Source organism: Mesorhizobium metallidurans STM 2683 (assembly GCF_000350085.1).
Taxonomy (GTDB): domain Bacteria; phylum Pseudomonadota; class Alphaproteobacteria; order Rhizobiales; family Rhizobiaceae; genus Mesorhizobium; species Mesorhizobium metallidurans.
The window spans coordinates 1-18,765 of the sequence record NZ_CAUM01000027.1 but is presented as its reverse complement, the minus strand read 5'-3'; the positions used below and the strand labels follow the sequence as shown (position 1 = coordinate 18,765).

The window sequence follows — 18,765 nt, the reverse complement described above, 5'->3', positions numbered from 1 at the left end:
CTATGGCCGGGCGCGGCGAAACTTCGTCGCGGTCAGAGCATGATCCCAAAAAGTGGGAACCGGTTTTTGGAAAAGATCATGCTCAACAAAAGACTATACCCGCCAGCGCCGCCCCGCCGTCTGGACGCCGAACAGCGAGGGGTTCCTGGCATAGGCGGCAAGGCCGGAAAGTGCCGCCAGCGGATGGGTGATGACATAGACGGGCATGGTGCGCATCAGCTCGCTGTGCGGCGCCTTGTCCTCGAAAGCGGCGCGGAAATTGCCGGCTCTCAGCGCCGGCAGGATCTTCTGCGCGATGCCACCGGTGAGAAAGACGCCGCCGCGGCTCATGAACACCATCGCCAGGTCGCCGGCGGTGCGTCCCAGGCAAGTGACGAACATTTCGAGCGCCTCTTCCGACACCGGATCCGACTTCGCCAGCGCCGCGGCGGTCACCTCGGCCGGTTTGGTGAAGGGCGCCGGCTTGCCGTCCGCCTTGGCCACCGCCCGGTAGGCGTTGACGAGGCCGCGCCCGGACAGGATCTGTTCGCCGGAGATGCGGCCATCCAGCTTCTCGATATGTGGAAACACCTCGAAATCGCGCGGCGTACGCGGCCCGATGTCCATGTGGCCGCCTTCGCCGGGCACCGGTATCCAGTGGTTCAGCGCATAGACCAGACCGGCGACGCCAAGCCCGGTTCCGGGACCGAGCACCACCCGTCCCGCATTGGGCTCCGGCGCATCGCCGCCGATCTTCTCCATATGCTCCTCGCCGAGCGCCACGACGGCCAGCGCCTGCGCCTCGAAATCGTTGAGCACCACGACATCGCCGATGCCGACGCTGGCAAACATCTGTTTCGGCTTGACGATCCACGGGCAGTTGGTGAGCGGGATCTCGTCGCTGTCGACCGGGCCGGCCACCGCCAGCACGGCGGAATTGGGCCGCACCGACGAGCGGTCGAGTACCGCCGCCCGGATCGCCTCGTCGATGGTGTTGAAACTGGCGGTCTGGACGATGATCGGCTCGCCCGCTTCCGAATTCGCATCGAGCACGATCGAGAAGCGCGCATTGGTGCCGCCGATGTCGCCGATCAGGATCGGAAACCGCAACACGGTGTCGTCGTCGCCTGCCATGCTCTTGTCTGTCCCCGTTGCGGCAGTCCGCCGCTGTTCTTCGTTGACTAGCGCATGACCTCGGAAAGGGGAAGCCGCTTCAGACTCAGTTGCCCGGTCGCGGCCGCGGCAGGGGGATGCCGATCTCGGGCGTTGCCGCGAACGCATTCGCCGAAGCCGGTAGTGCGCCCGCACCGTCTGTGATGGCCGGTTCCGGAGCCGCGACGGGGGGTTGGACTGCGGCGGGCGCACTAGCCGCGATCGACGCGCCGCCATAATACGTCGCAGCCTCGGCCGAAGACGGAGCAGGCGCATCGAGCACCGCCTGGCATCCCCTGGGCAGGCTCGCCATCGTCATCATCTCGCGCGCCTTCGGCTTGTCGGGGTTCTTGGCGGGACGCCATGGCTCGTCGGTGAACCACCAGGCCAGCGACTGGTCGCAGCCGTCGCCCGGTGCCGTGACTTCCTGGCGCTTGCAGTCGGGCGAGCCGGGCTGGCAGCCGACGCGCATGTGGAAATGATAGTCGTGGCCCCAGAACGGCCTGATCTTGCGCAGCCATGCGCGGTCGCCTTTCACCGTATCGCACAGCTTCTTCTTGATGCCGGGATTGACCAGGATGCGCTCGACTTCCTTGTAGCTCGCCGCCCGCTTCAGCAGCAGCGCATGCTGCGGCGTCCACAGCGCCTCCTTCACCAGATGCGTCTTTTCGTCGACCAGCAAGGTGGCGCTCATCTTCTCGCGCTGGTTGGGCGAAAGCCTCTTGTCGGACATCGGCGTCAGCCAGATGTCGGCGTCGAGGCCGATCTGGTGCGAGGCATGGCCGGTCAGCATCGGGCCGCCGCGCGGCTGCGAAATGTCGCCGACCAGGAGGCCGCGCCAGCCATCGGCGGCGGCGTCGCGCGACAATTTCTCGATCAGCCCGATCATCGCCGGATGGCCCCAGCGACGGTTGCGCGAAGGCCGCATCACCTCCCAGTACGGGCCGTCCATCGGGATGGCGACGCCGCCGGCAAAGCAGCCCGTGGAGTAGAAGCCGATGGATTGCGGCGCCGCCACGGCCGGCAGCTTCTTGGCGCCGAACAGATCCTTCGCCAATTCCTCCGCCGCCGCGGGCTGCGCTGCAAGTCCCGCCAGGACGGCGAACGCTGCCGCCATGAGCGGCGTCCATGAGCGTTGCAACATCTGCATGAAGCGGTACCCCTCCGCGAATTCAAGTCGAATCATATCACGCGGCGCGCCCCGCTTCGATCACCTCATCGGGCTACGCGCTTCGCCGTCGCGCCAGTCGCCATCGGCCCACATTTGGTCGAACGCCGAGCGGTAGTCGGGAAAGCGGAAGCGATAGCCGGTCGTTTTGAGTACCGTATTGGCGACGCGCTTGTTCTCGCCATAGAAAGACCGCGCCATGGGCGAAAGTTGGGCGGCCTCGAACGGAATCTCGGGCGGCGGTGTGACGCCCATCAGCCGGGCGGCATAGGCGACGACGTCCTGCGGCGGCGCCGGCAGATCGTCGGTAACGTTGAAGATGCCGCCGGTATTGCTTCCGGCGAGATGCCAGAGCGCGCCTGCAATGTCGTCGCAATGGATGCGGTTGAACACCTGGCCCGGCTTGACCAGCCGCCGTGCCGTGCCGTTCTCCAGATTGACCAGCGCATTGCGGCCCGGCCCGTAAATGCCGGAAAGCCTTGAGATCGCCACCGGCCGGCCGATCTCCTGGCCGAGTTTCAGCCAGTCCTGTTCGGCGGCGACGCGCATGGCCGAGCGCTTCGACACCGGCCGGCACTCCGTCGTTTCATCGACCCATGCCCCGCCATGGTCGCCATAGACGCCGACGGTGGAGAGATAGGCGATCCATTCGAGCGCCGGCATATCCGCAATCGTCTGGCGCATCGCATTGAGCACCGGGTCGCCGGCCTCGTCCGGCGCCACCGAGACGACGAGATGGGTCGTCTTCTTCAGCGCGGTGCTGATTTCAGGCGTCAGCGCGCCGTCGAACAGCAGCGGCTCGATGCCGGCCTGCCGCAGCACCGCGAATTTTTCCGACGAACGGGTCGTGCCGAAGATCGTGCCGGCATCCTTGCCGGCGCGGGCAAATGCCTTGCCCGAATAGCCGGCGCCGAAAATGAAGAATCCGCTCATGCATGCGCCTCGATCGGCTTTGGCAGCGCCAGCAGCCATTCGTCCCGAACGGCCGCTTCGCTCTCGATTTTCATCGCCGCCCTGGCACGTTCGGCGAATTCGGTCCCGGGCACAAGCCGCGACAGCGCCCACACCGCCGCACCGCGCACCAGCGGCGAGGCATCGCCAAGCAGCGCGCGCACGGCGTCCGCAAGCGAAAAATCATCGGAATTTCCGGCCGCGATCAGCACGTTGCGGACAAAGCGGTCGCGGCCGATGCGCTTGATCGGCGAACCGGCGAACAAAGCGCGGAAGGCGGCATCGTCGAGGCTGAGCAGCTCGGCGAGCGGCGGCTCGCGTAGGTCAGCGCGGGCGACGAGCTTCGCTTCCGAGGCCATCCGCGCGAACTTGTTCCACGGGCAGGCGGCCAGGCAGTCATCGCAGCCATAGATGCGGTTGCCGATGCTTTCGCGGAATTCCTGCGGGATCGGTCCCTTGTTCTCGATGGTGAGGTAGGAGATGCAGCGCCGCGCATCGAGCCGGTAGGGCGCCGGAAAGGCGTCGGTCGGACAGGCATCGAGACAGGCGCGGCAGGAGCCGCAATGGTCTTCCTCAGCGCCATCCGGGGCAAGCTCGGCCGTGGTGAAGATGGTGCCGAGGAACAGCCAGGAACCGTGTTCGCGGCTGACCAGATTGGTGTGCTTGCCTTGCCAGCCGAGGCCGGCGGCTTCGGCCAGCGGCTTTTCCATCACCGGGGCGGTGTCGACGAACACTTTGACGTCACCGCCGGCGCGGGCCACGATCTTGCCGGCGATCTCCTTCAGCCGGCCCTTCATCACCTCGTGATAGTCGCGGTTCTGCGCATAGACCGAGATCGCGCCGCGGTCGCGCTTTGCCAGCACCGCGCGGGGATCGCGGTCGGGGCCGTAATTCATCGCCAGCACGATGATCGAACGAACCGCGGGCCACAGCGCCGCCGGCTCGCCCCGGCGCTCCAGCGTCTCGGCGATCCAGCCCATCGAGCCATGGAAACCGTCGGCGACGAAAGCGGCAAGCCGGGCCGGCGCCAGCGGGATGGCGTCGGGGGTGGTCACGGCAATAGCGTCGAAACCGGCGCGCTTCGCCTCTCGTTCGATCAGCGCGCGCAGGGGTTCGTTCTTAGAAATCGAGGTCCGCATAATGCGACACCGGCGACAGGCCGCGCACCCTGTCGGACAGAAGCGGCCGGAACGATGGCCGCGATTTAACCCGTGTGTACCATTCGCGCGCGGCACTGTGTTCGCGCCAGTCGATCTCGCCGAGATAGTCGAGCACCGAAAGCGCTGCCGCCGCCGCGAGGTCGGCGTAGGTCACCTTGTTGCCGGCCAGCCAGGGGCGCGTGCCGGCCAGCCAGTTGGTGTATTTCATGTGCTGGCGGATATTGGCGCGGGCGGCGCGGATCGCTCCCGAATCGGGCGAGCCGCCGCCCGCCGTCTCAGGCATGACCGGCTTCAGCACGCGTTCGCGCACCAGATGCCTGGTCACCTCGCTCTCGGCCTTGCTGAGGTACCAGTCGGTCAGCCGGCGGATTTCGGCGCGCTCCATCGGGTCCTCGGCGAACAGCCGCTTGTCGCGCTTCAGCACGCCGCGCGTCTCGTCGAGATATTCGGCGATGACCATGGCGCCGACGATCGGCACGTCGCCTTCGGCCAGCAGGATCGGCAAGGTTCCGGCCGGGTTCAGCGCCAAAAACTCCTTGCGCCGCGTCCATGGCTTTTCCTCGATTAGCGCCAGTTCCTCGCCATACTCGCCGAAAGCGAGGCGCACGAACCGGCAGGAGGCGAACATCGGGTGGTGAAAAAGCGTCAGCATGGTCCCGCGATAATAGAGCGCACTGGCAAATCGCCGGCTGCGCCGGTAAGTCTTGACCGCCCGGTTCACCGGGCTGTCAGGGTGCTGCGACCTATAGGGGGAGTTCCGCGCCGTGACAAGCAAGCCCTTTCGCAAGCCGTTCCTTCAAGCTCTCTCTCGAACGCCGAGGTTGCCATGGAAAGCCAGACCATCGTCCAAGCGCTGCTGCTCGGCCTGCTGGAGGGGCTGACCGAGTTCCTTCCTGTTTCCTCCACCGGCCATATCCTGCTAGCAGGCCATTTTCTCGGCTTTCGCTCGACCGGCAAGGCCTTCGAGATCCTGATCCAGCTCGGCGCCATACTGGCAATCCTCAGCGTCTATTTCCGCCGCCTGTGGAAGATGCTGCTCGAACTGCCATATGACCGGCTGACGCGCCATTTCGCCCTCGGCATCCTCATCGCCTTCCTGCCGGCGGCCGTCATCGGCGCGCTGGCGCATGATTTCATCAAGACGATCCTGTTCGAATCGCCGCGGCTGATCTGCATCATGCTGATCATCGGCGGCGTGGTACTTCTGCTGGTGGATCGTATGAAGCTGAAGCCGGTCTACCGCGACGTCGAGCGGTTCCCGACCAGGCTCTATCTGCAGATCGGGCTTTTCCAGTGCCTGTCGCTGATCCCAGGGACGTCGCGCTCCGGCTCGACGATCGTCGGCGCGCTGCTTTTGGGCGTCGACAAGCGGGCGGCGGCGGAATTCTCCTTCTTCCTCGCCATCCCGACCATGGTCGGCGCCTTCGCCTTCGACCTTTACAAGAACCGCAACGTGCTGAGCAGCGCCGACCTGCCGATCATCGCCGTCGGCTTCATCGCCGCCTTCATTACGGCGCTGATCGTCGTGCGCTTCCTGCTCGAATACGTCTCGCGCCACGGCTATTCACTGTTCGGCTGGTGGCGGCTGGTCGTCGGCGGCGTCGGGCTTGTGGCCCTGATGATCTGGGGGTGAGGTCACCACACTTTCGTCATCCACGGGCGGAGCAAGGAGCGTAGCGACGCGGCGCAGACCCGAGGATCCATGCCGTGACGTTGACCGAAGGCCGCAGCGGTCGAGAATAGCCTTGGCCAGGCGCTTTCCTTGATAGCTTGTTGGTCACGGCATGGATCCTAGGGTCTCCGCGACGTCGCTTCGCGACTGCTTCGCCCTAGGATGACGAAGAGAGCGGCTCAATTGCGCCCATAAAACGCATTCTCGACATGCACCGGCCAGCGCCACGGCAGCACCGCGACCATATCGAAGCGCATTGACAGCCTGCCGTAGTCGGCCTGACGCGACAGCCAGAGGTCGGCGGCGCTTTCGATGCGGCGCTCCGAATCGTGGCGAACTGCCTCCATCGCCTCCATCAGCGTGCGGCGCGCCTTGACCTCGACGAACAGCACCAGGTCGCCGCGCCGCGCGATCAGGTCGATCTCGCCGAACCGCGTGCGATGGCGGCGGGCGAGGATCCGGTAGCCTTTCAGCATCAGCGCCGCCGACGCCAGCCATTCGCCGCGATGGCCGCGCCGATAGGCCTTTTGGCGGCTGGCGAGCGGGCGTTCAGCCATCGCCGTTTCCCCCGCCCTCTTTGCTGTCTTTCAGCTCAAGCAGCCGCCGGTAAAGCGCCTGCTTCTGGCCGCCGGTCATCTTTGCCGCTTCCGCCGCAGCCTTGGAGGCCGGCATCTCGGCGGCAAGCGAGATGAGCAGCCGGTCGATGTCTTCAGGCTCGTCGGCCCCGGTTTCGGCGGGGCCGACGCAGATGACGATTTCGCCCTTCGGCGTGTCGGCCACCGCGTAATGCTCGGCAAGCGATTGCAAGGTGCCGGTCCGCATTTCCTCGAACGTCTTGGTCAGCTCGCGGCCGATCGCCGCCTTGCGGGCGCCGCCCAGCGCCTCGACCATGGCAAGAAGCGTCTCGGCCAGCCGGCGCGGCGATTCGAAGAAGATCAGCGTCGCCGGCACGCTTTTCAGCGCTCGCAGCCGCGTCAGCCGCTGCCCCGATTTCACCGGCAGGAAGCCCGCGAACAGAAAGGCGTCGGACGGCAGGCCGGACGCCGTCAGCGCGGCAAGCGGCGCCGACGGGCCGGGGATCGGCACCACGCGGATGCCGCGGTCGATCGCCTCGCCGACCAGCCGGTAGCCCGGATCGGAGATCAGCGGCGTGCCGGCATCGGAAATCAGCGCCACGCTCTGTCCGGCTTCCAGCGCCGCGATCAGCCTCGGCCCGGTCTCGCCGGCATTGTGCTCGTGATAGGCCGTGGTGCGGCGGCGGATGCCGTAACGGTCGAGCAGCACGCGGCTGACGCGCGTGTCCTCGCAGGCGACGATGTCGGCGGCGGCCAGCGTCTCCAGCGCCCGCAGCGTGATGTCGGCCAGATTGCCGATCGGCGTCGCCACCAGATAGAGCGCCGGCGCGAGCGGCCTGGCCGCCAGCTCGGTTTGCCCGATCACATAGCTGCGTTTGTCGCCGGTCACCGCTGCCCTCTCCGCTCGCATGCATCTGGGCCTGTTTGGCACGAGTGACACCCGGTTGCAAAAGCCACGCAGATGTCAAGGGCACGCCATGCCTTCGCCACAGTAGGGAACGAAACCGGGACCGGCGGATTTAATCTTGATCTCTTGGGAGGAGCAGGATGGACAGTCTGAAGATACAGGACGTTTTCGAACCCTATTATGCCGGCAGAAAGCGCTTCGCCGCGCTGAAGGACAAGAACCTGCCTGCCGAAGTCGCGAACGCCGCCGACAGCAGGGAAGCCGGCAAACGGCTCCTGCGTCGCCTGCTGACCGACGCCAGGACCGAAACCGACAGCACGACGGAGCACTGACCGGACGATGCCCAATCGCTTCGATATCTTCATCACCCGTCTTGAAACGAAAAGCGCCAGACAAGGCGTTCCATCACACCCGATGAATGATCAGCACAACGTCCGCCGCGACAAGGCCGACGCCAAGCCTGCTCGACCCGGAGAAGCGCATGCCGAGAGGGACCGCGGCAAGCGTCGTTTCAAGCACGACGCTTGACGAGGAAACCTCCGCGATTGACAGAGGCAATCCCTCCCTTCGTCATCCTAGGGCGAAGCAAGGAGCGAAGCGCCGCAGCGCAGACCCTGGGATCCATGCCGTGACATCAAAGCGCCGCAGCGGTCCAGAATTCTGTTTCCGTTGCATCCTTCGGCAGGGGTCGCGGCATGGATCCTCGGGTCAAGCCCGAGGATGACGAAGGCGTGGTGGCGGACGCTTGGCCACATCCTTCAGCCGAGATATCTCGGAACCTTCGCCTCTAGCAGACGCACCAGCTCCGGATCCATGAATTCATGGTCGTCCGGAATATCGAGGCAGATGACCCGGGCTCGCTTCAGGCTGGTCTTGAATTTCTTCTGCAGCTTGGCGCGATGCACCTTCTCCATCACGAAAATGACATCCGCCCAGGCGACGAGTTCATGCGTCAGCGGCGTATCGGCATCGTGGTTTGTTCCCGCCGAGGCGACCTCGATATCCCTTCGCTTGGAAAACACCTGCTCGGCGGTCGGGCTGCGCAAGCGGTTCTGGCTGCAGACGAAGAGGACGTTCTTCAAGACCTGCCAGCACCTATTCGATCAAGGCAATTACTCATCCGAAATCTCACGTAGTGTCTTGGTCAGCGGTATGTACTGATCGAGGGTAAGTCCGTTGAGGTCGAACTCCACCAAATCGTTTTTTGCCAGCGCTCTAAGGGCTCGTTGATAAATAACTGAATCGGTATGCGGGTTTTTTGGGTTGGGGGATTCCCCTGCCGAATCGGCGCAGCTAGATTCCGGTCTGTGATCGACGATAGCGCCATTCGGTTGCGGTTTGGAGCCCTTGATCCATTGTTGGACGAGCGGGGTCGGCGGCGTTTTGCGGCGGCCGAGGCGCTGGCGGCCGGCCATGGCGGCGTGATGGCGGTCTCGCGGGCGACGGGGATTGCGCGCAGCACGATCACTCGGGGCCTGGCCGAACTGCGCGAGGAAGCGGTCCTGGCAGTCCCTCTGGATCGGGTGCGCCGGGCGGGCGGTGGCAGAAAGTCCCTGACGGCGACGGACGAGACGCTGCTGGGAGATCTCCAGGCGCTCGTCGATCCCGTCACGCGCGGTGATCCGATGGCGCCGCTGCTGTGGACCGCCAAAAGCCTGCGCAACCTGGCCGCCGAGTTGCAGGCGTGCGGGCACCGCATCGGCCATAATGTGGTGGCCACGCTGTTGCGCGAGCTGGGCTACAGCCTGCAGGCCAATCGCAAGACGCTCGAAGGCGCCAGCCACCCCGACCGCGACGCCCAGTTCCACTACATCAACGATCAGGTGAAAGCGGCGCTGGCGGCCGATCAGCCCGCCATCTCGGTCGATACCAAGAAGAAGGAACTGGTCGGCGACTTCAAGAACAACGGCCGGGAATATCGTCCCAAGGGCGATCCGGAAAAGGTCCGGGTGCATGACTTCAAGATCCCCGAGCTTGGCCGGGCGGCACCCTACGGGGTCTACGACATCGCCGACAATGCCGGTTGGGTCAGCGTCGGTATCGACCATGATACCGCCAGCTTCGCCGTCAACTCGATCCGCCGCTGGTGGCAGACCATGGGCCAGCAACGCTATCCCAACGCCCGACAACTGCTGATCTCCGCCGATGGCGGCGGCAGCAACGGCTCACGCGTACGGCTGTGGAAGATCGAGCTTCAGAGCCTCGCCAACGAACTCGATATCGACATCACCGTCTGTCATCTCCCGCCCGGCGCCAGCAAGTGGAACAAGATCGAGCACCGCCTCTTCTCGTTCATCACCCAGAACTGGCGCGGCCGGCCGCTCGTCAGCTACCAGACAATCGTTCAGTTGATTGCAGCGACAACCACCAAAGCCGGCCTCACCGTCCGCAGCGAACTCGATACCAACGCCTACCCAAAGGGCATCAAGGTCGCCGATGCCGACATCGACGCCCTCAATCTCCATCGCCACGACTTCCATGGCGACTGGAATTACACCATCAAACCGCAACCCAATATGGTGCGATAATTTATCAACAAGACCTAAGGTTTATCCCAACATACGTCATAAAATTACGAACTACATCGAACTCACTCAGGCCTGACGTTTTATGTCTTTTCGTTTTTTGGTTTCTGCTAAACACGATCTCCGCTTCGTAGAGGTCGTCGTACTCTCGGGATTTCGAAATCTCGGTCACGCCAAACTCGAAAACATCATCCGTGTTCAAAGTTCGCAGTGTCTCATGGATCAGAAACTTCATGGCAGGCCCAAGTTGGATGCGACGGCTTCATTTGACTGAGCCGAGTGTCTAACATTCTTGTGCGAGACGATAGATTGTCCGCGATGGATCGGCTGGCTTGCGGCCGAGTTCAACGCGCCAGGTCCGCCACCACCGCGTCGAGCACGATCATGCCGGCCGGCGTGGCGCGCAGGCGGGCATTGCCGATCGGCGCCACCAGGCCTTCGTCCTGCAGCACCGAGAGCCGCGCCGTCGACAGGCCGCGACCGGAAAACGCCTCGTAACGGGTGAGATCGATGCCTTCAGCGAGCCGCAGCCCCATCAGCAGGAATTCGTCGGCCTCTTCCGAACGCGTCAGTATCTCGCCGCCGGTAACGCCATGGCCCTTGGCCTCGACCAGATTGGCCCAGGTCTCCGGCATTCTCTCCGCGATCGTGACGGTGCGGCGGCCATTCTCGACGAAGCGGCCATGCGCGCCGGGACCGACGCCGACATATTCGCCATAGCGCCAATACGTCAGATTGTGCCGGCTTTCCGCGCCCGGTCTGGCGTGGTTGGAAATCTCGTAGGCCGGCAGGCCATGCGCCGACGTGATCTCCTGCGTCAGCGCATAGAGGTCGGCGGCGTGGTCGTTGTCGGGAATGGCGAATTTCTTCGCCGCATGCAGCGCGTGGAACGGCGTGCCTTCCTCGATGGTCAGCTGGTAGAGCGACAGATGGTCGGCGGCATGGCCGATCGCCTGCTCGAGTTCCGCCTGCCACGCCTCAGGTGTCTGGCCGGGCCGCGCATAGATCAGGTCGAAGGAGAGGCGCGGGAATATTTCGCGCGCCAGGCCGATCGCATGCAACGCCTCCTCGACATTGTGCAGCCGGCCGAGGAAGCGCAAATCCTTGTCGTTCAGCGCCTGCACGCCGAGCGACACCCGGTTGACGCCCGCCGCCCGGTAGCCGCGGAAACGCTCGGCCTCGACCGATGAAGGGTTGGCTTCCAGCGTCACTTCGATGCCATCGGGCACCGTCCAGTTCTTCGCCACCGCATCCAGCACCGTCGCTACGGTCTGCGGCTTCATCAGCGACGGCGTGCCGCCGCCGAGAAAGATGCTGGTCACCTCGCGCGGTCCGGTGCGGGCGCGCATCGTCGCGAGTTCTGTCTCGAAGGCGCACGCAAAGCGCTCCTGGTCGACCGGCTGGTGGCGGACATGGCTGTTGAAGTCGCAATAGGGGCATTTGGCCGCGCAGAACGGCCAATGGATATAGACGCCGAAGCCGGGGCTGCGGTCGAGCAGCATGGTCATTTCGAGCCCGATCGGGCCAAATCCAATCGCGCCAGATCCAATCGGGCTTGAGCGAATTTCTGGAAGGCGCGGGCGCGGTGCGACAAGGCCGTGGGCTGGCCAGGCCTCCAGCCATGTTTTTCCCCAGCACTCATCTCGCCGAAGGTCTTTTCAAAACCGTTCGGCAAAAACACCGGATCATAGCCGAAGCCGAGCTCGCCACGCGGCGGCCACACCAGCGTGCCCTCGACCTCGCCCCGGAAATATTCGGCCGCGCCATCGGGAAAGGCGAGGCAGATGACGGCGACGAAACGGCCCTTGCGCTGTGCCGGATCGACCGCGCCGACATCCTGCAGCGCCACTTCGGTGCGCTGCATGGCCATGCCGAAGTCGCGCGAACCGTCTGCGGTTTCGGCCCAATTGGCGGTGTAGACCCCGGGCGCGCCGTCCAGCGCGTCGACGCACAGGCCGGAATCGTCCGACAAGGCCGGCAGGCCAGTCGCCTGGGCGGCGGCAAACGCCTTGATATAAGCGTTCTCCTCGAAGGTGGTGCCGGTCTCGTCCGGTTCCGGCAGGCCATATTCCTTTGCCGACTTCGCTTCGAAACCGAAGGGCGCCATCAGGTCGGCGAATTCGCGCAGCTTGCCTTCATTGTGGCTGGCGACGACGATTTTCTGTCCGTTCAGCGAATGCATCAGATGCCCCAGATCCTTGGTTCGGCGAATTCGATCGAATTGCCGGAGGGGTCGCGAATATAGATCGAGCGGCCGCCTTGCGGCCATTCGAACTCACTTTCGATGGCGATTTTTTTCGCCTCGAGATGGGCCTTCCAGCGGGCGATTTCGTCCGCGCTTGCGGCAAAGCACAGATGGCCTTCGCCGACCGTGCCGTGCGGCGGCACTTTCAGCCTGGCGTCGGGCGCCGGCGGCACTTTCGTCGCCTCGGCATTGAAGACGAGCAGCACGCCGGATCCACAGCGGAAGAAGAGATGGCGACCGTCGACCTTGCCGAGGAGATCGAGGCCGAGGACGTCACGGTAGAAGGATTCGGCGTCGGCGAGGTCCGTGACGTAAAGGGCAGATTCCAGGATGGCAGAGGGCGTCACGAGGCGCCCCCCTCTGGCCTACCGGCCATCTCCCCCTCAAGGGGGGAGATTGGCAGCTTCCGCGTCGTCGCGCACCCTTCGATGTTGGAGATTGGCGAAGGCCGAAATGATATCCGATCTCCCCCCTTGAGGGGGAGATGGCCGGCAGGCCAGAGGGGGGTGGACAAGCTCGACATTCGAGAATTACGCCACAGCCATCTGCTGCAGGCTGACCAGGCGCTGGATGCCTTTCTTGGCCAGGCCCATCAACGCCGCGAACTGCTCTTCCGAAAAGGGTTCGCCCTCGGCAGTACCCTGGATCTCGACGATGCCGCCCTTGCCGGTCATGACGAAATTGGCGTCGGTGCCGGCCGAGGAATCCTCGATATAGTCGAGGTCGATGACCGGCTGGCCGTCATGGACGCCGCAGGAGATCGCCGCGACATGGTCCTTCAGCACTTTGGCGACGCTGGCCATCTGCCTTGCCTCCATCCAGCGCAGGCAGTCGTAAAGCGCCACCCAGCCGCCGGTGATCGAGGCGGTGCGCGTGCCGCCATCGGCCTGGATCACATCGCAGTCGACGGTGATCTGCTGCTCGCCCAGCGCCTGCAAATCGACCACGGCGCGCAGCGAACGGCCGATCAGCCGCTGGATTTCCAGCGTGCGCCCGCCTTGCTTGCCGGCGGAAGCCTCGCGGCGCATGCGCTCGCCGGTCGAACGCGGCAGCATGCCATATTCCGCCGTCACCCAGCCCTTGCCGGAATTGCGCATCCAGCCCGGCACCTTCTCCTCGAGGCTCGCCGTGCACAAAACATGCGTATCGCCGAATTTCACCAGGCATGAGCCTTCCGCGTGCTTGGAAACGCCGCGCTCGAAGGAGATGGCGCGCATTTCGTCGGGTTGGCGTTTGGAAGGGCGCATTCGGGCTTCTTTCTTGTTATTCTCGGAATCGTGGCCGGCTTGTAGCCGCATGGGGCGCATGGCGCAAAGGAAAATGGGCTGGGTAGCGCTTACGCAACCGGGTTGCGCGGATACCGCCGAACTCTATATCCTTGATATCGGAGGTTTTTGGCCCGAATGACCAAGGCAGTCGATCCCGCGTCGCAGTCGCCGGCGCTTCAGTCGCCCGCATTTCAATCGCTCGACATGCGTTCGCGCGACATCTTTCGGCGCATCGTCGATTCCTATCTCAGGGATGGCGAGCCGGTTGGCTCGCGCACCTTGTCGCGCATCCTGCCGTCGTCGCTGTCGCCGGCCACCATCCGCAACGTGATGAGCGATCTCGAACATCTCGGCCTGATCTATGCGCCGCACATCTCGGCTGGCCGGCTGCCGACGCAGGCCGGCCTGCGCTTCTTCGTCGATGCCTTCATGGAGCTTGGCGACCTCTCCGACGAGGAGCGCCGCATCATCGAGGCGCAGGTGCGTGCGTCCGGCTCGGGCGCGACGCTGGAGCATATGCTGACCGAAGCCAGCCAGATGCTGTCCGGCATGTCGCGCGGCGCCGGCCTCGTGCTTGCCGCCAAGAACGAAGTGGCGCTGAAGCACATCGAATTCATCCAGTTGGAGCCGACCAAGGCGCTGGCCGTGCTCGTCTCGCAGAATGGCGACGTCGAAAATCGCGTCGTCGACCTGCCCGCCGGCATCACCGTCTCGCAATTGCATGAGGCCTCGAACTTCCTCAACGCCCATATTCGCGGCCGCACGCTGGCCGAGGCACGGATCGAGATCGCCCGCATCAAGGAAGAGACGAGGGCTGCCCTCGACATGCTGTCGCAGGACCTGGTCGAGAAGGGCCTTGCGGTCTGGGCCGGCGCCGACAGCGGCCTGCCGGCGCGCCTCATCGTGCGCGGCCGTGCCAATCTCCTGGAAAATGTCACCGCCCAGGCCGATATCGAGCTGCTCAGGCATTTGTTCGAGGATCTGGAGACGCAGGATGGGCTGATCCAGCTGCTCGACCTCGCCGAGGACGGGCCGGGCGTCCGCATCTTCATCGGTTCGGAAAACAAGCTGTTTTCGCTGTCGGGCTCGTCGCTGGTGGTTGCGCCGTATCGCGACAAGGACGCCCGCGTCGTCGGCGCGCTTGGCGTGATCGGTCCGACCCGGCTGAACTATGCGCGCATAGTACCGATGGTCGACTATACGGCGCAGCTTATTTCCCGCATGCTGCGGTAAGGAGAAAAAGAATGGCGCTGGAATCATTCAAGGCCCAGATCAGCATGCTGCTGGAAGAAATGGTCAATCAGCCCGAGGACCAGCATGAAATCCAGGAACAGTTGCGCGAAAAGCTGAGGGAAATGCGCGCCATGGGCCTGCCATTGCCGGACGACCTCGTCACGCTGGAAAAGCGTCTCGATGACGATTTTTACGCCGCGGGGAACTGAGCCCTCCTTCAATTCCCCGCGTGCAGAACCATCCATCTGGAACGACCGTTGAGTCCGGCCGTTACAGCTCTGGGTAGAACCCTGGAGGACAGTATGATCCGATTTGCCGGTCTTGTGGGCGCCGCCCTGCTTGTTGCGACAGCCTCTTTTGCTCAGCAGGCGGATCAGCCGGTGCTGAAAGGCGAAGCGGCCTTCGGCGACTGGCGTGCCGACCGGCCGGGCGTGCGCCGCTTGATCCGGCCTGAGGATATGCAAGCGCCTTATGTAACCGAATCCGTGTCGAACGGCCCCGGCGTGGTGGAACGGCCCGAGGAAGCCAAGCCAATCCTGCCGCCGGGCTTTTCGGCGGAAATGATCGCCTCCGGCATCGCCAATCCGCGCGTTGTCCGCGTCGCTCCGAACGGCGACCTGTTCGTTGCCAACAGCAAAGACAGCCAGATACGCGTTTATCGTCTCGCCGAGGGCAGCGCCGTTCCCGCCCTGAGGTCTATCTTTGCCAGTAGACTCAGGCGGCCTTACGGCATTGCCTTCTACCCGCCTGGAGACAATCCCCAGTGGGTCTATGTCGCCAACAGCAACAGCGTTGTGCGCTTTGCCTATCGCAACGGCGACCTGAAAGCCCAGGGCAAACCGGAGACCATCGTCGACAAGATTCCCAGGAAGAGCCATTGGACCCGCGACATCGCCTTCTCGCCGGATGGCAAGACACTCTATCTGTCGGTAGGCTCCTATTCGAACGTGGGCGAGGAGGGCATGGGCAAGGAACCGGAGGGCGGCCTCGACGCCTGGGTGAAGTCGAAGCCGCTGGGCGCGGCCTGGGGCTTGGAGGATGGCCGCGCCGACGTGCTGGCCTTCGATCCGGACGGCAAGAACAGGCGGGTCGTGGCCACTGGCATGCGCAATTGTGCGGGCATGACCATCCAGCCGGCGACCGGTGCGCTCTGGTGCGTCGTCAATGAGCGCGACTCGCTGGGCGACAATGTGCCGTTCGATTTTGCAACAGCCGTCAGGGAAGGCGGCTTCTACGGCTGGCCCTGGTACTATATCGGCAACAATGAGGATCCGCGCCGCAAGGGCGAGCGACCCGACCTTGCCGGCAAGGCCATTGTTCCCGACGTGCTGATGCAGGCGCATTCGGCGCCGCTCAACATCGTCTTTTATGACGGCAAGAGCTTTCCGCCCGACTATCGGGGGGATGCTTTCGTCGCCCTGCATGGGTCGTGGAACCGCGGCGTCAGGACCGGCTACAAGGTCGTGCGGCTGAAGTTCAGGGATGGCAAGCCGACCGGCGAATATGAGGATTTCATGACCGGCTTCGTCGTCTCGGACGAAGCGGTCTGGGGCCGCCCGGTCGGCGTGGCGGTGGCCAAAGACGGCGCGCTCATTGTCACCGAGGACGGTAGCGGCACCATCTGGCGCGTGACTTACGACGCCAGCCGGTCCTGACCGAGACGGTCCTGGGACTGCGCTTGGCCAGACTCCCACAACCGGATTGCCAACCGAATTGCGAAACGCAATTCGGGGCAATCCGACCTCTCCCCGAGGGAAGAGGAGATGGCCAGCGTTGATCCAGGCCTCTTCTCCCCTTGTGGGAGAAGGTGGCCGAGCGAAGCTCGGTCGGATGAAGGGGGCCTCGTAAAGCGAAGAGAGCCGTATCTGGTGCAATCGAATCCGGCTCCCAGGGGATTCATTCCCGTTCGGTTCCATGCGACAAGGCATTCTGATCTGGGACCGAACCATGACCCTTGCCGGATTCCTCTCCTACAGTGCTGCGCTGGGCATCGCCGCCGCCATTCCCGGTCCGGGCGTCACCGCGCTTGTGGCGCGGGCGCTCGGCTCCGGCTTCCGCTCTTCGCTGGCGATGTCGTTCGGGCTGATGCTCGGTGATCTGACCTACCTCACCGCCGTGGTGCTCGGCCTCGCTTTCGTCGCGCAGACCTTCGGCATGGTATTCCTGGCGATCAAATGGGCCGGCGTCGCCTATCTCGCCTTCCTTGGCTGGCGTTTCTGGACGAGCGGCATCACGCCCGAAACGGTTGAAGCGAAGCAGGGCAAGGGCGGGCTGGCGTCGAGCTTCGTCGCCGGCCTTGCCGTCACCCTCGGCAATCCGAAGACGATGATCTTCTACCTCGCCATCACCCCGACCATCGTCGATCTGAAGACCATCACGCTGGCCGACTACGGCATCCTCGTCGCGCTCACCGTGGTCGTGCTGCTGGTGGTGCTGGTGCCCTATCTGGCGTTGGCGGCCAAGGCGCGCTGGTTCCTGACGTCGCCACGCGCGCTTAAAGCCCTGAACCGCACCGCCGCCGGCTTCATGGTCGGCGCCGCAGCAGCGATTGCCGCCCGGCAGTAGGTGTATTGATATTCAGGTTGATCGTCTGAGACGCTTGTCCCTTCGTCATCCCAGGGTCTCCGCGACGTCGCTTCGCTCCTGCTCCGCCCTGGGATGACGAAGCCGGGGAGGTTTTCGGCCAATCCAGCAGCGTTGCGACAGTGCGCCGAAAGGAACTATCTTTCCCGTGTGCAGGCGTTTTGAGCAAAGCTCCCAGCTCGATATTTCTTGTCGACAGTCTATCTTGCGCGGTTGAAAGTCCTATTCTGTCCGCCGATGCCAATTGCCTGATCTGGGAGCGAAACCAATGAACAAGCCCGTCACCCCCGCCCGCCTGCCCGGCCGCGGCCGCGTCTTCAATTCGATCACCGAGACGATCGGCGACACGCCTCTGGTGCGGCTCGACAAATTCGCCAGGGAGAAGGGCGTCGTCGCCAACCTGCTCGCAAAGCTCGAATTCTTCAACCCGATAGGTTCGGTCAAGGATCGCATCGGCGTCGCCATGATCGAGGCCCTGGAGGTATCGGGCAGGATCGCGCCCGGCCGCACCACGCTGATCGAGCCGACCTCCGGCAATACCGGCATCGCGCTCGCCTTCGCCGCCGCCGCCAAGGGTTACAAGCTGATCCTGACCATGCCGGAGACGATGTCGGTGGAACGCCGCAAGATGCTGGCGCTGCTCGGCGCCGAACTGGTGCTGACCGAAGGCCCGAAGGGCATGAAGGGCGCCATCGCCAAGGCCGACGAGCTTGCCGCGACGCTGCCCGACGCGATTATCCCGCAGCAGTTCGAGAATCCGGCCAATCCGGAAATCCATCGCCAGACCACGGCGGAGGAGATCTGGAACGACACCCATGGCGAGGTCGATATCTTCGTCGCCGGCATCGGCACCGGCGGCACGATCACCGGCGTCGGCCAGGTGCTGAAGAAGCGCAAGCCCTCGGTCCATGTCGTTGCCGTCGAGCCGGAAGCCTCGCCGGTGCTGTCGGGCGGCCAGCCCGGCCCGCACAAGATCCAGGGCATCGGCGCCGGTTTTGCGCCAAAGATCCTCGACACCACGATCTATGACGAGATCGTCAAGGTCTCGAACGAGGATTCGGTCGCCAATGCCCGCCTTGTCGCCCGCCTCGAAGGCGTGCCGGTCGGCATCTCCTCGGGCGCCGCCCTGCAGGCGGCGATCGTCGTCGGCTCGCGGCCGGAGAACAAGGGCAAGACCCTGGTGGTCGTCATCCCATCCTTCGCCGAACGCTATCTGTCGACGATCCTGTTCGAAGGGCTGGGGGCTTAGAGCAATTCCAGGAAAAGTGTGAACGGTTTTCCGTCCGGAATTGCGTCAAAACTAGGAGGTAGAGCGGTTCGCCGTTTCTGTGAAACGGTGAAGCGCTC

21 protein-coding genes are annotated in these 18,765 nt (G+C 64.2%); 9 read left to right on the top strand and 12 right to left on the bottom strand.

What is annotated here, in order from left to right; all coding sequences use genetic code 11:
* Window positions 1–93 precede the first annotated feature (93 nt).
* From MESS2_RS05740 to MESS2_RS05720, 5 genes are all read right to left on the bottom strand, one after another.
* The gene (locus MESS2_RS05740) at window positions 94–1,113 is read right to left on the bottom strand and encodes a glucokinase (protein ID WP_008873168.1); all 1,020 of its coding nucleotides are present in this window, start codon (window positions 1,111–1,113) and stop codon (window positions 94–96) included.
* 85 nt (window positions 1,114–1,198) lie between these two features.
* Complete coding sequence (gene mepA, locus MESS2_RS05735) at window positions 1,199–2,281, bottom strand: penicillin-insensitive murein endopeptidase (protein ID WP_040592222.1); 1,083 nt, start codon at window positions 2,279–2,281, stop codon at window positions 1,199–1,201.
* 60 nt (window positions 2,282–2,341) lie between these two features.
* The gene (locus MESS2_RS05730) at window positions 2,342–3,232 is read right to left on the bottom strand and encodes an SDR family oxidoreductase (RefSeq protein ID WP_008873166.1); all 891 of its coding nucleotides are present in this window, start codon (window positions 3,230–3,232) and stop codon (window positions 2,342–2,344) included.
* Complete coding sequence (queG, locus tag MESS2_RS05725) at window positions 3,229–4,389, bottom strand: tRNA epoxyqueuosine(34) reductase QueG (protein ID WP_008873165.1); 1,161 nt, start codon at window positions 4,387–4,389, stop codon at window positions 3,229–3,231. The genes MESS2_RS05730 and queG overlap by 4 nt, the downstream gene beginning before the upstream one ends.
* Window positions 4,370–5,062 carry a glutathione S-transferase family protein gene (locus MESS2_RS05720; protein ID WP_040592220.1) on the bottom strand — a complete coding sequence of 231 codons (693 nt, stop codon included), beginning with the start codon at window positions 5,060–5,062 and terminating at the stop codon, window positions 4,370–4,372. The genes queG and MESS2_RS05720 overlap by 20 nt, the downstream gene beginning before the upstream one ends.
* 174 nt (window positions 5,063–5,236) lie before the next feature.
* On the opposite strand from MESS2_RS05720, the gene MESS2_RS05715 reads away from it, so the two are divergent.
* Window positions 5,237–6,043: an undecaprenyl-diphosphate phosphatase gene (locus MESS2_RS05715; RefSeq protein ID WP_008873163.1), complete on the top strand. Its 807-nt coding sequence runs from the start codon at window positions 5,237–5,239 to the stop codon at window positions 6,041–6,043.
* 218 nt (window positions 6,044–6,261) lie between these two features.
* On the opposite strand, the gene MESS2_RS05710 is transcribed toward MESS2_RS05715, so the two are convergent.
* Window positions 6,262–6,639: a YraN family protein gene (locus tag MESS2_RS05710; protein WP_008873162.1), complete on the bottom strand. Its 378-nt coding sequence runs from the start codon at window positions 6,637–6,639 to the stop codon at window positions 6,262–6,264.
* Window positions 6,632–7,546: a 16S rRNA (cytidine(1402)-2'-O)-methyltransferase gene (gene rsmI / locus MESS2_RS05705; protein ID WP_008873161.1), complete on the bottom strand. Its 915-nt coding sequence runs from the start codon at window positions 7,544–7,546 to the stop codon at window positions 6,632–6,634. Before rsmI ends, MESS2_RS05710 begins: the two co-directional genes overlap by 8 nt.
* Window positions 7,547–7,704: 158 nt before the next feature.
* Here rsmI and MESS2_RS05700 point away from each other — a divergent pair, with 158 nt between their 5' ends.
* Window positions 7,705–7,896: a hypothetical protein gene (locus MESS2_RS05700; protein WP_008873160.1), complete on the top strand. Its 192-nt coding sequence runs from the start codon at window positions 7,705–7,707 to the stop codon at window positions 7,894–7,896.
* 7 nt (window positions 7,897–7,903) lie between these two features.
* Window positions 7,904–8,092, top strand: a complete 189-nt coding sequence (locus MESS2_RS30645) for a hypothetical protein (RefSeq protein WP_008873158.1) — start codon at window positions 7,904–7,906, stop codon at window positions 8,090–8,092.
* Between the two features lie 230 nt (window positions 8,093–8,322).
* On the opposite strand, the gene MESS2_RS05695 is transcribed toward MESS2_RS30645, so the two are convergent.
* The gene (locus MESS2_RS05695) at window positions 8,323–8,646 is read right to left on the bottom strand and encodes a low molecular weight protein tyrosine phosphatase family protein (RefSeq protein ID WP_008873156.1); all 324 of its coding nucleotides are present in this window, start codon (window positions 8,644–8,646) and stop codon (window positions 8,323–8,325) included.
* 225 nt (window positions 8,647–8,871) lie between these two features.
* On the opposite strand from MESS2_RS05695, the gene MESS2_RS05690 reads away from it, so the two are divergent.
* A complete protein-coding gene (locus MESS2_RS05690; RefSeq protein ID WP_008873154.1) occupies window positions 8,872–10,092 on the top strand; it encodes an ISAzo13-like element ISMme1 family transposase in 1,221 nt (406 codons plus the stop codon).
* A 341-nt stretch (window positions 10,093–10,433) separates the two neighbouring features.
* Here MESS2_RS05690 and hemW read toward each other — a convergent pair whose 3' ends face one another.
* The 4 genes from hemW to rph form a co-directional block, all read right to left on the bottom strand.
* Entirely contained in the window at window positions 10,434–11,597 is a 1,164-nt protein-coding gene (hemW, locus tag MESS2_RS05680; protein WP_008873152.1) for a radical SAM family heme chaperone HemW, read from the bottom strand.
* Window positions 11,594–12,271 carry an RdgB/HAM1 family non-canonical purine NTP pyrophosphatase gene (gene rdgB, locus MESS2_RS05675; protein WP_008873151.1) on the bottom strand — a complete coding sequence of 226 codons (678 nt, stop codon included), beginning with the start codon at window positions 12,269–12,271 and terminating at the stop codon, window positions 11,594–11,596. The genes hemW and rdgB overlap by 4 nt, the downstream gene beginning before the upstream one ends.
* Window positions 12,271–12,681, bottom strand: a complete 411-nt coding sequence (locus tag MESS2_RS05670) for a VOC family protein (RefSeq protein WP_008873150.1) — start codon at window positions 12,679–12,681, stop codon at window positions 12,271–12,273. Before MESS2_RS05670 ends, rdgB begins: the two co-directional genes overlap by 1 nt.
* 183 nt (window positions 12,682–12,864) lie before the next feature.
* A complete protein-coding gene (gene rph / locus MESS2_RS05665) occupies window positions 12,865–13,581 on the bottom strand; it encodes a ribonuclease PH (protein ID WP_008873149.1) in 717 nt (238 codons plus the stop codon).
* A gap of 156 nt (window positions 13,582–13,737) precedes the next feature.
* Here rph and hrcA point away from each other — a divergent pair, with 156 nt between their 5' ends.
* From hrcA to cysK, 5 genes are all read left to right on the top strand, one after another.
* Window positions 13,738–14,835 carry a heat-inducible transcriptional repressor HrcA gene (gene hrcA / locus MESS2_RS05660; protein ID WP_008873148.1) on the top strand — a complete coding sequence of 366 codons (1,098 nt, stop codon included), beginning with the start codon at window positions 13,738–13,740 and terminating at the stop codon, window positions 14,833–14,835.
* An 11-nt stretch (window positions 14,836–14,846) separates the two neighbouring features.
* On the top strand, window positions 14,847–15,044 hold the full coding sequence (locus MESS2_RS05655) for a hypothetical protein (protein ID WP_006326425.1): 198 nt from the start codon (window positions 14,847–14,849) through the stop codon (window positions 15,042–15,044).
* A 93-nt stretch (window positions 15,045–15,137) separates the two neighbouring features.
* Entirely contained in the window at window positions 15,138–16,490 is a 1,353-nt protein-coding gene (locus MESS2_RS05650) for a PQQ-dependent sugar dehydrogenase (protein ID WP_008873147.1), read from the top strand.
* A gap of 292 nt (window positions 16,491–16,782) precedes the next feature.
* Entirely contained in the window at window positions 16,783–17,400 is a 618-nt protein-coding gene (locus MESS2_RS05645; protein WP_008873146.1) for a LysE family translocator, read from the top strand.
* 286 nt (window positions 17,401–17,686) lie between these two features.
* Window positions 17,687–18,667 carry a cysteine synthase A gene (cysK, locus tag MESS2_RS05640; RefSeq protein ID WP_008873145.1) on the top strand — a complete coding sequence of 327 codons (981 nt, stop codon included), beginning with the start codon at window positions 17,687–17,689 and terminating at the stop codon, window positions 18,665–18,667.
* The last annotated feature ends 98 nt before the right edge of the window (window positions 18,668–18,765 follow it).

Excerpts from the sequence above, each read along its gene's own strand:
- cysK (WP_008873145.1), top strand. The coding sequence starts at position 17,687 with ATGAACAAGCCCGTCACCCCCGCCCGCCTGCCCGGCCGCGGCCGCGTC.
- MESS2_RS05655 (WP_006326425.1), top strand. The coding sequence starts at position 14,847 with ATGGCGCTGGAATCATTCAAGGCCCAGATCAGCATGCTGCTGGAAGAA.
- hemW (WP_008873152.1), bottom strand. The coding sequence starts at position 11,597 with ATGACCATGCTGCTCGACCGCAGCCCCGGCTTCGGCGTCTATATCCAT.
- hrcA (WP_008873148.1), top strand. The coding sequence starts at position 13,738 with ATGACCAAGGCAGTCGATCCCGCGTCGCAGTCGCCGGCGCTTCAGTCG.
- MESS2_RS30645 (WP_008873158.1), top strand. The coding sequence starts at position 7,904 with ATGCCCAATCGCTTCGATATCTTCATCACCCGTCTTGAAACGAAAAGC.
- MESS2_RS05650 (WP_008873147.1), top strand. The coding sequence starts at position 15,138 with ATGATCCGATTTGCCGGTCTTGTGGGCGCCGCCCTGCTTGTTGCGACA.
- queG (WP_008873165.1), bottom strand. The coding sequence starts at position 4,389 with ATGCGGACCTCGATTTCTAAGAACGAACCCCTGCGCGCGCTGATCGAA.
- MESS2_RS05740 (WP_008873168.1), bottom strand. The coding sequence starts at position 1,113 with ATGGCAGGCGACGACGACACCGTGTTGCGGTTTCCGATCCTGATCGGC.
- mepA (WP_040592222.1), bottom strand. The coding sequence starts at position 2,281 with ATGCAGATGTTGCAACGCTCATGGACGCCGCTCATGGCGGCAGCGTTC.
- MESS2_RS05715 (WP_008873163.1), top strand. The coding sequence starts at position 5,237 with ATGGAAAGCCAGACCATCGTCCAAGCGCTGCTGCTCGGCCTGCTGGAG.
- MESS2_RS05720 (WP_040592220.1), bottom strand. The coding sequence starts at position 5,062 with ATGCTGACGCTTTTTCACCACCCGATGTTCGCCTCCTGCCGGTTCGTG.
- rph (WP_008873149.1), bottom strand. The coding sequence starts at position 13,581 with ATGCGCCCTTCCAAACGCCAACCCGACGAAATGCGCGCCATCTCCTTC.
- MESS2_RS05710 (WP_008873162.1), bottom strand. The coding sequence starts at position 6,639 with ATGGCTGAACGCCCGCTCGCCAGCCGCCAAAAGGCCTATCGGCGCGGC.
- rdgB (WP_008873151.1), bottom strand. The coding sequence starts at position 12,271 with ATGCATTCGCTGAACGGACAGAAAATCGTCGTCGCCAGCCACAATGAA.
- MESS2_RS05730 (WP_008873166.1), bottom strand. The coding sequence starts at position 3,232 with ATGAGCGGATTCTTCATTTTCGGCGCCGGCTATTCGGGCAAGGCATTT.
- MESS2_RS05645 (WP_008873146.1), top strand. The coding sequence starts at position 16,783 with ATGACCCTTGCCGGATTCCTCTCCTACAGTGCTGCGCTGGGCATCGCC.
- MESS2_RS05700 (WP_008873160.1), top strand. The coding sequence starts at position 7,705 with ATGGACAGTCTGAAGATACAGGACGTTTTCGAACCCTATTATGCCGGC.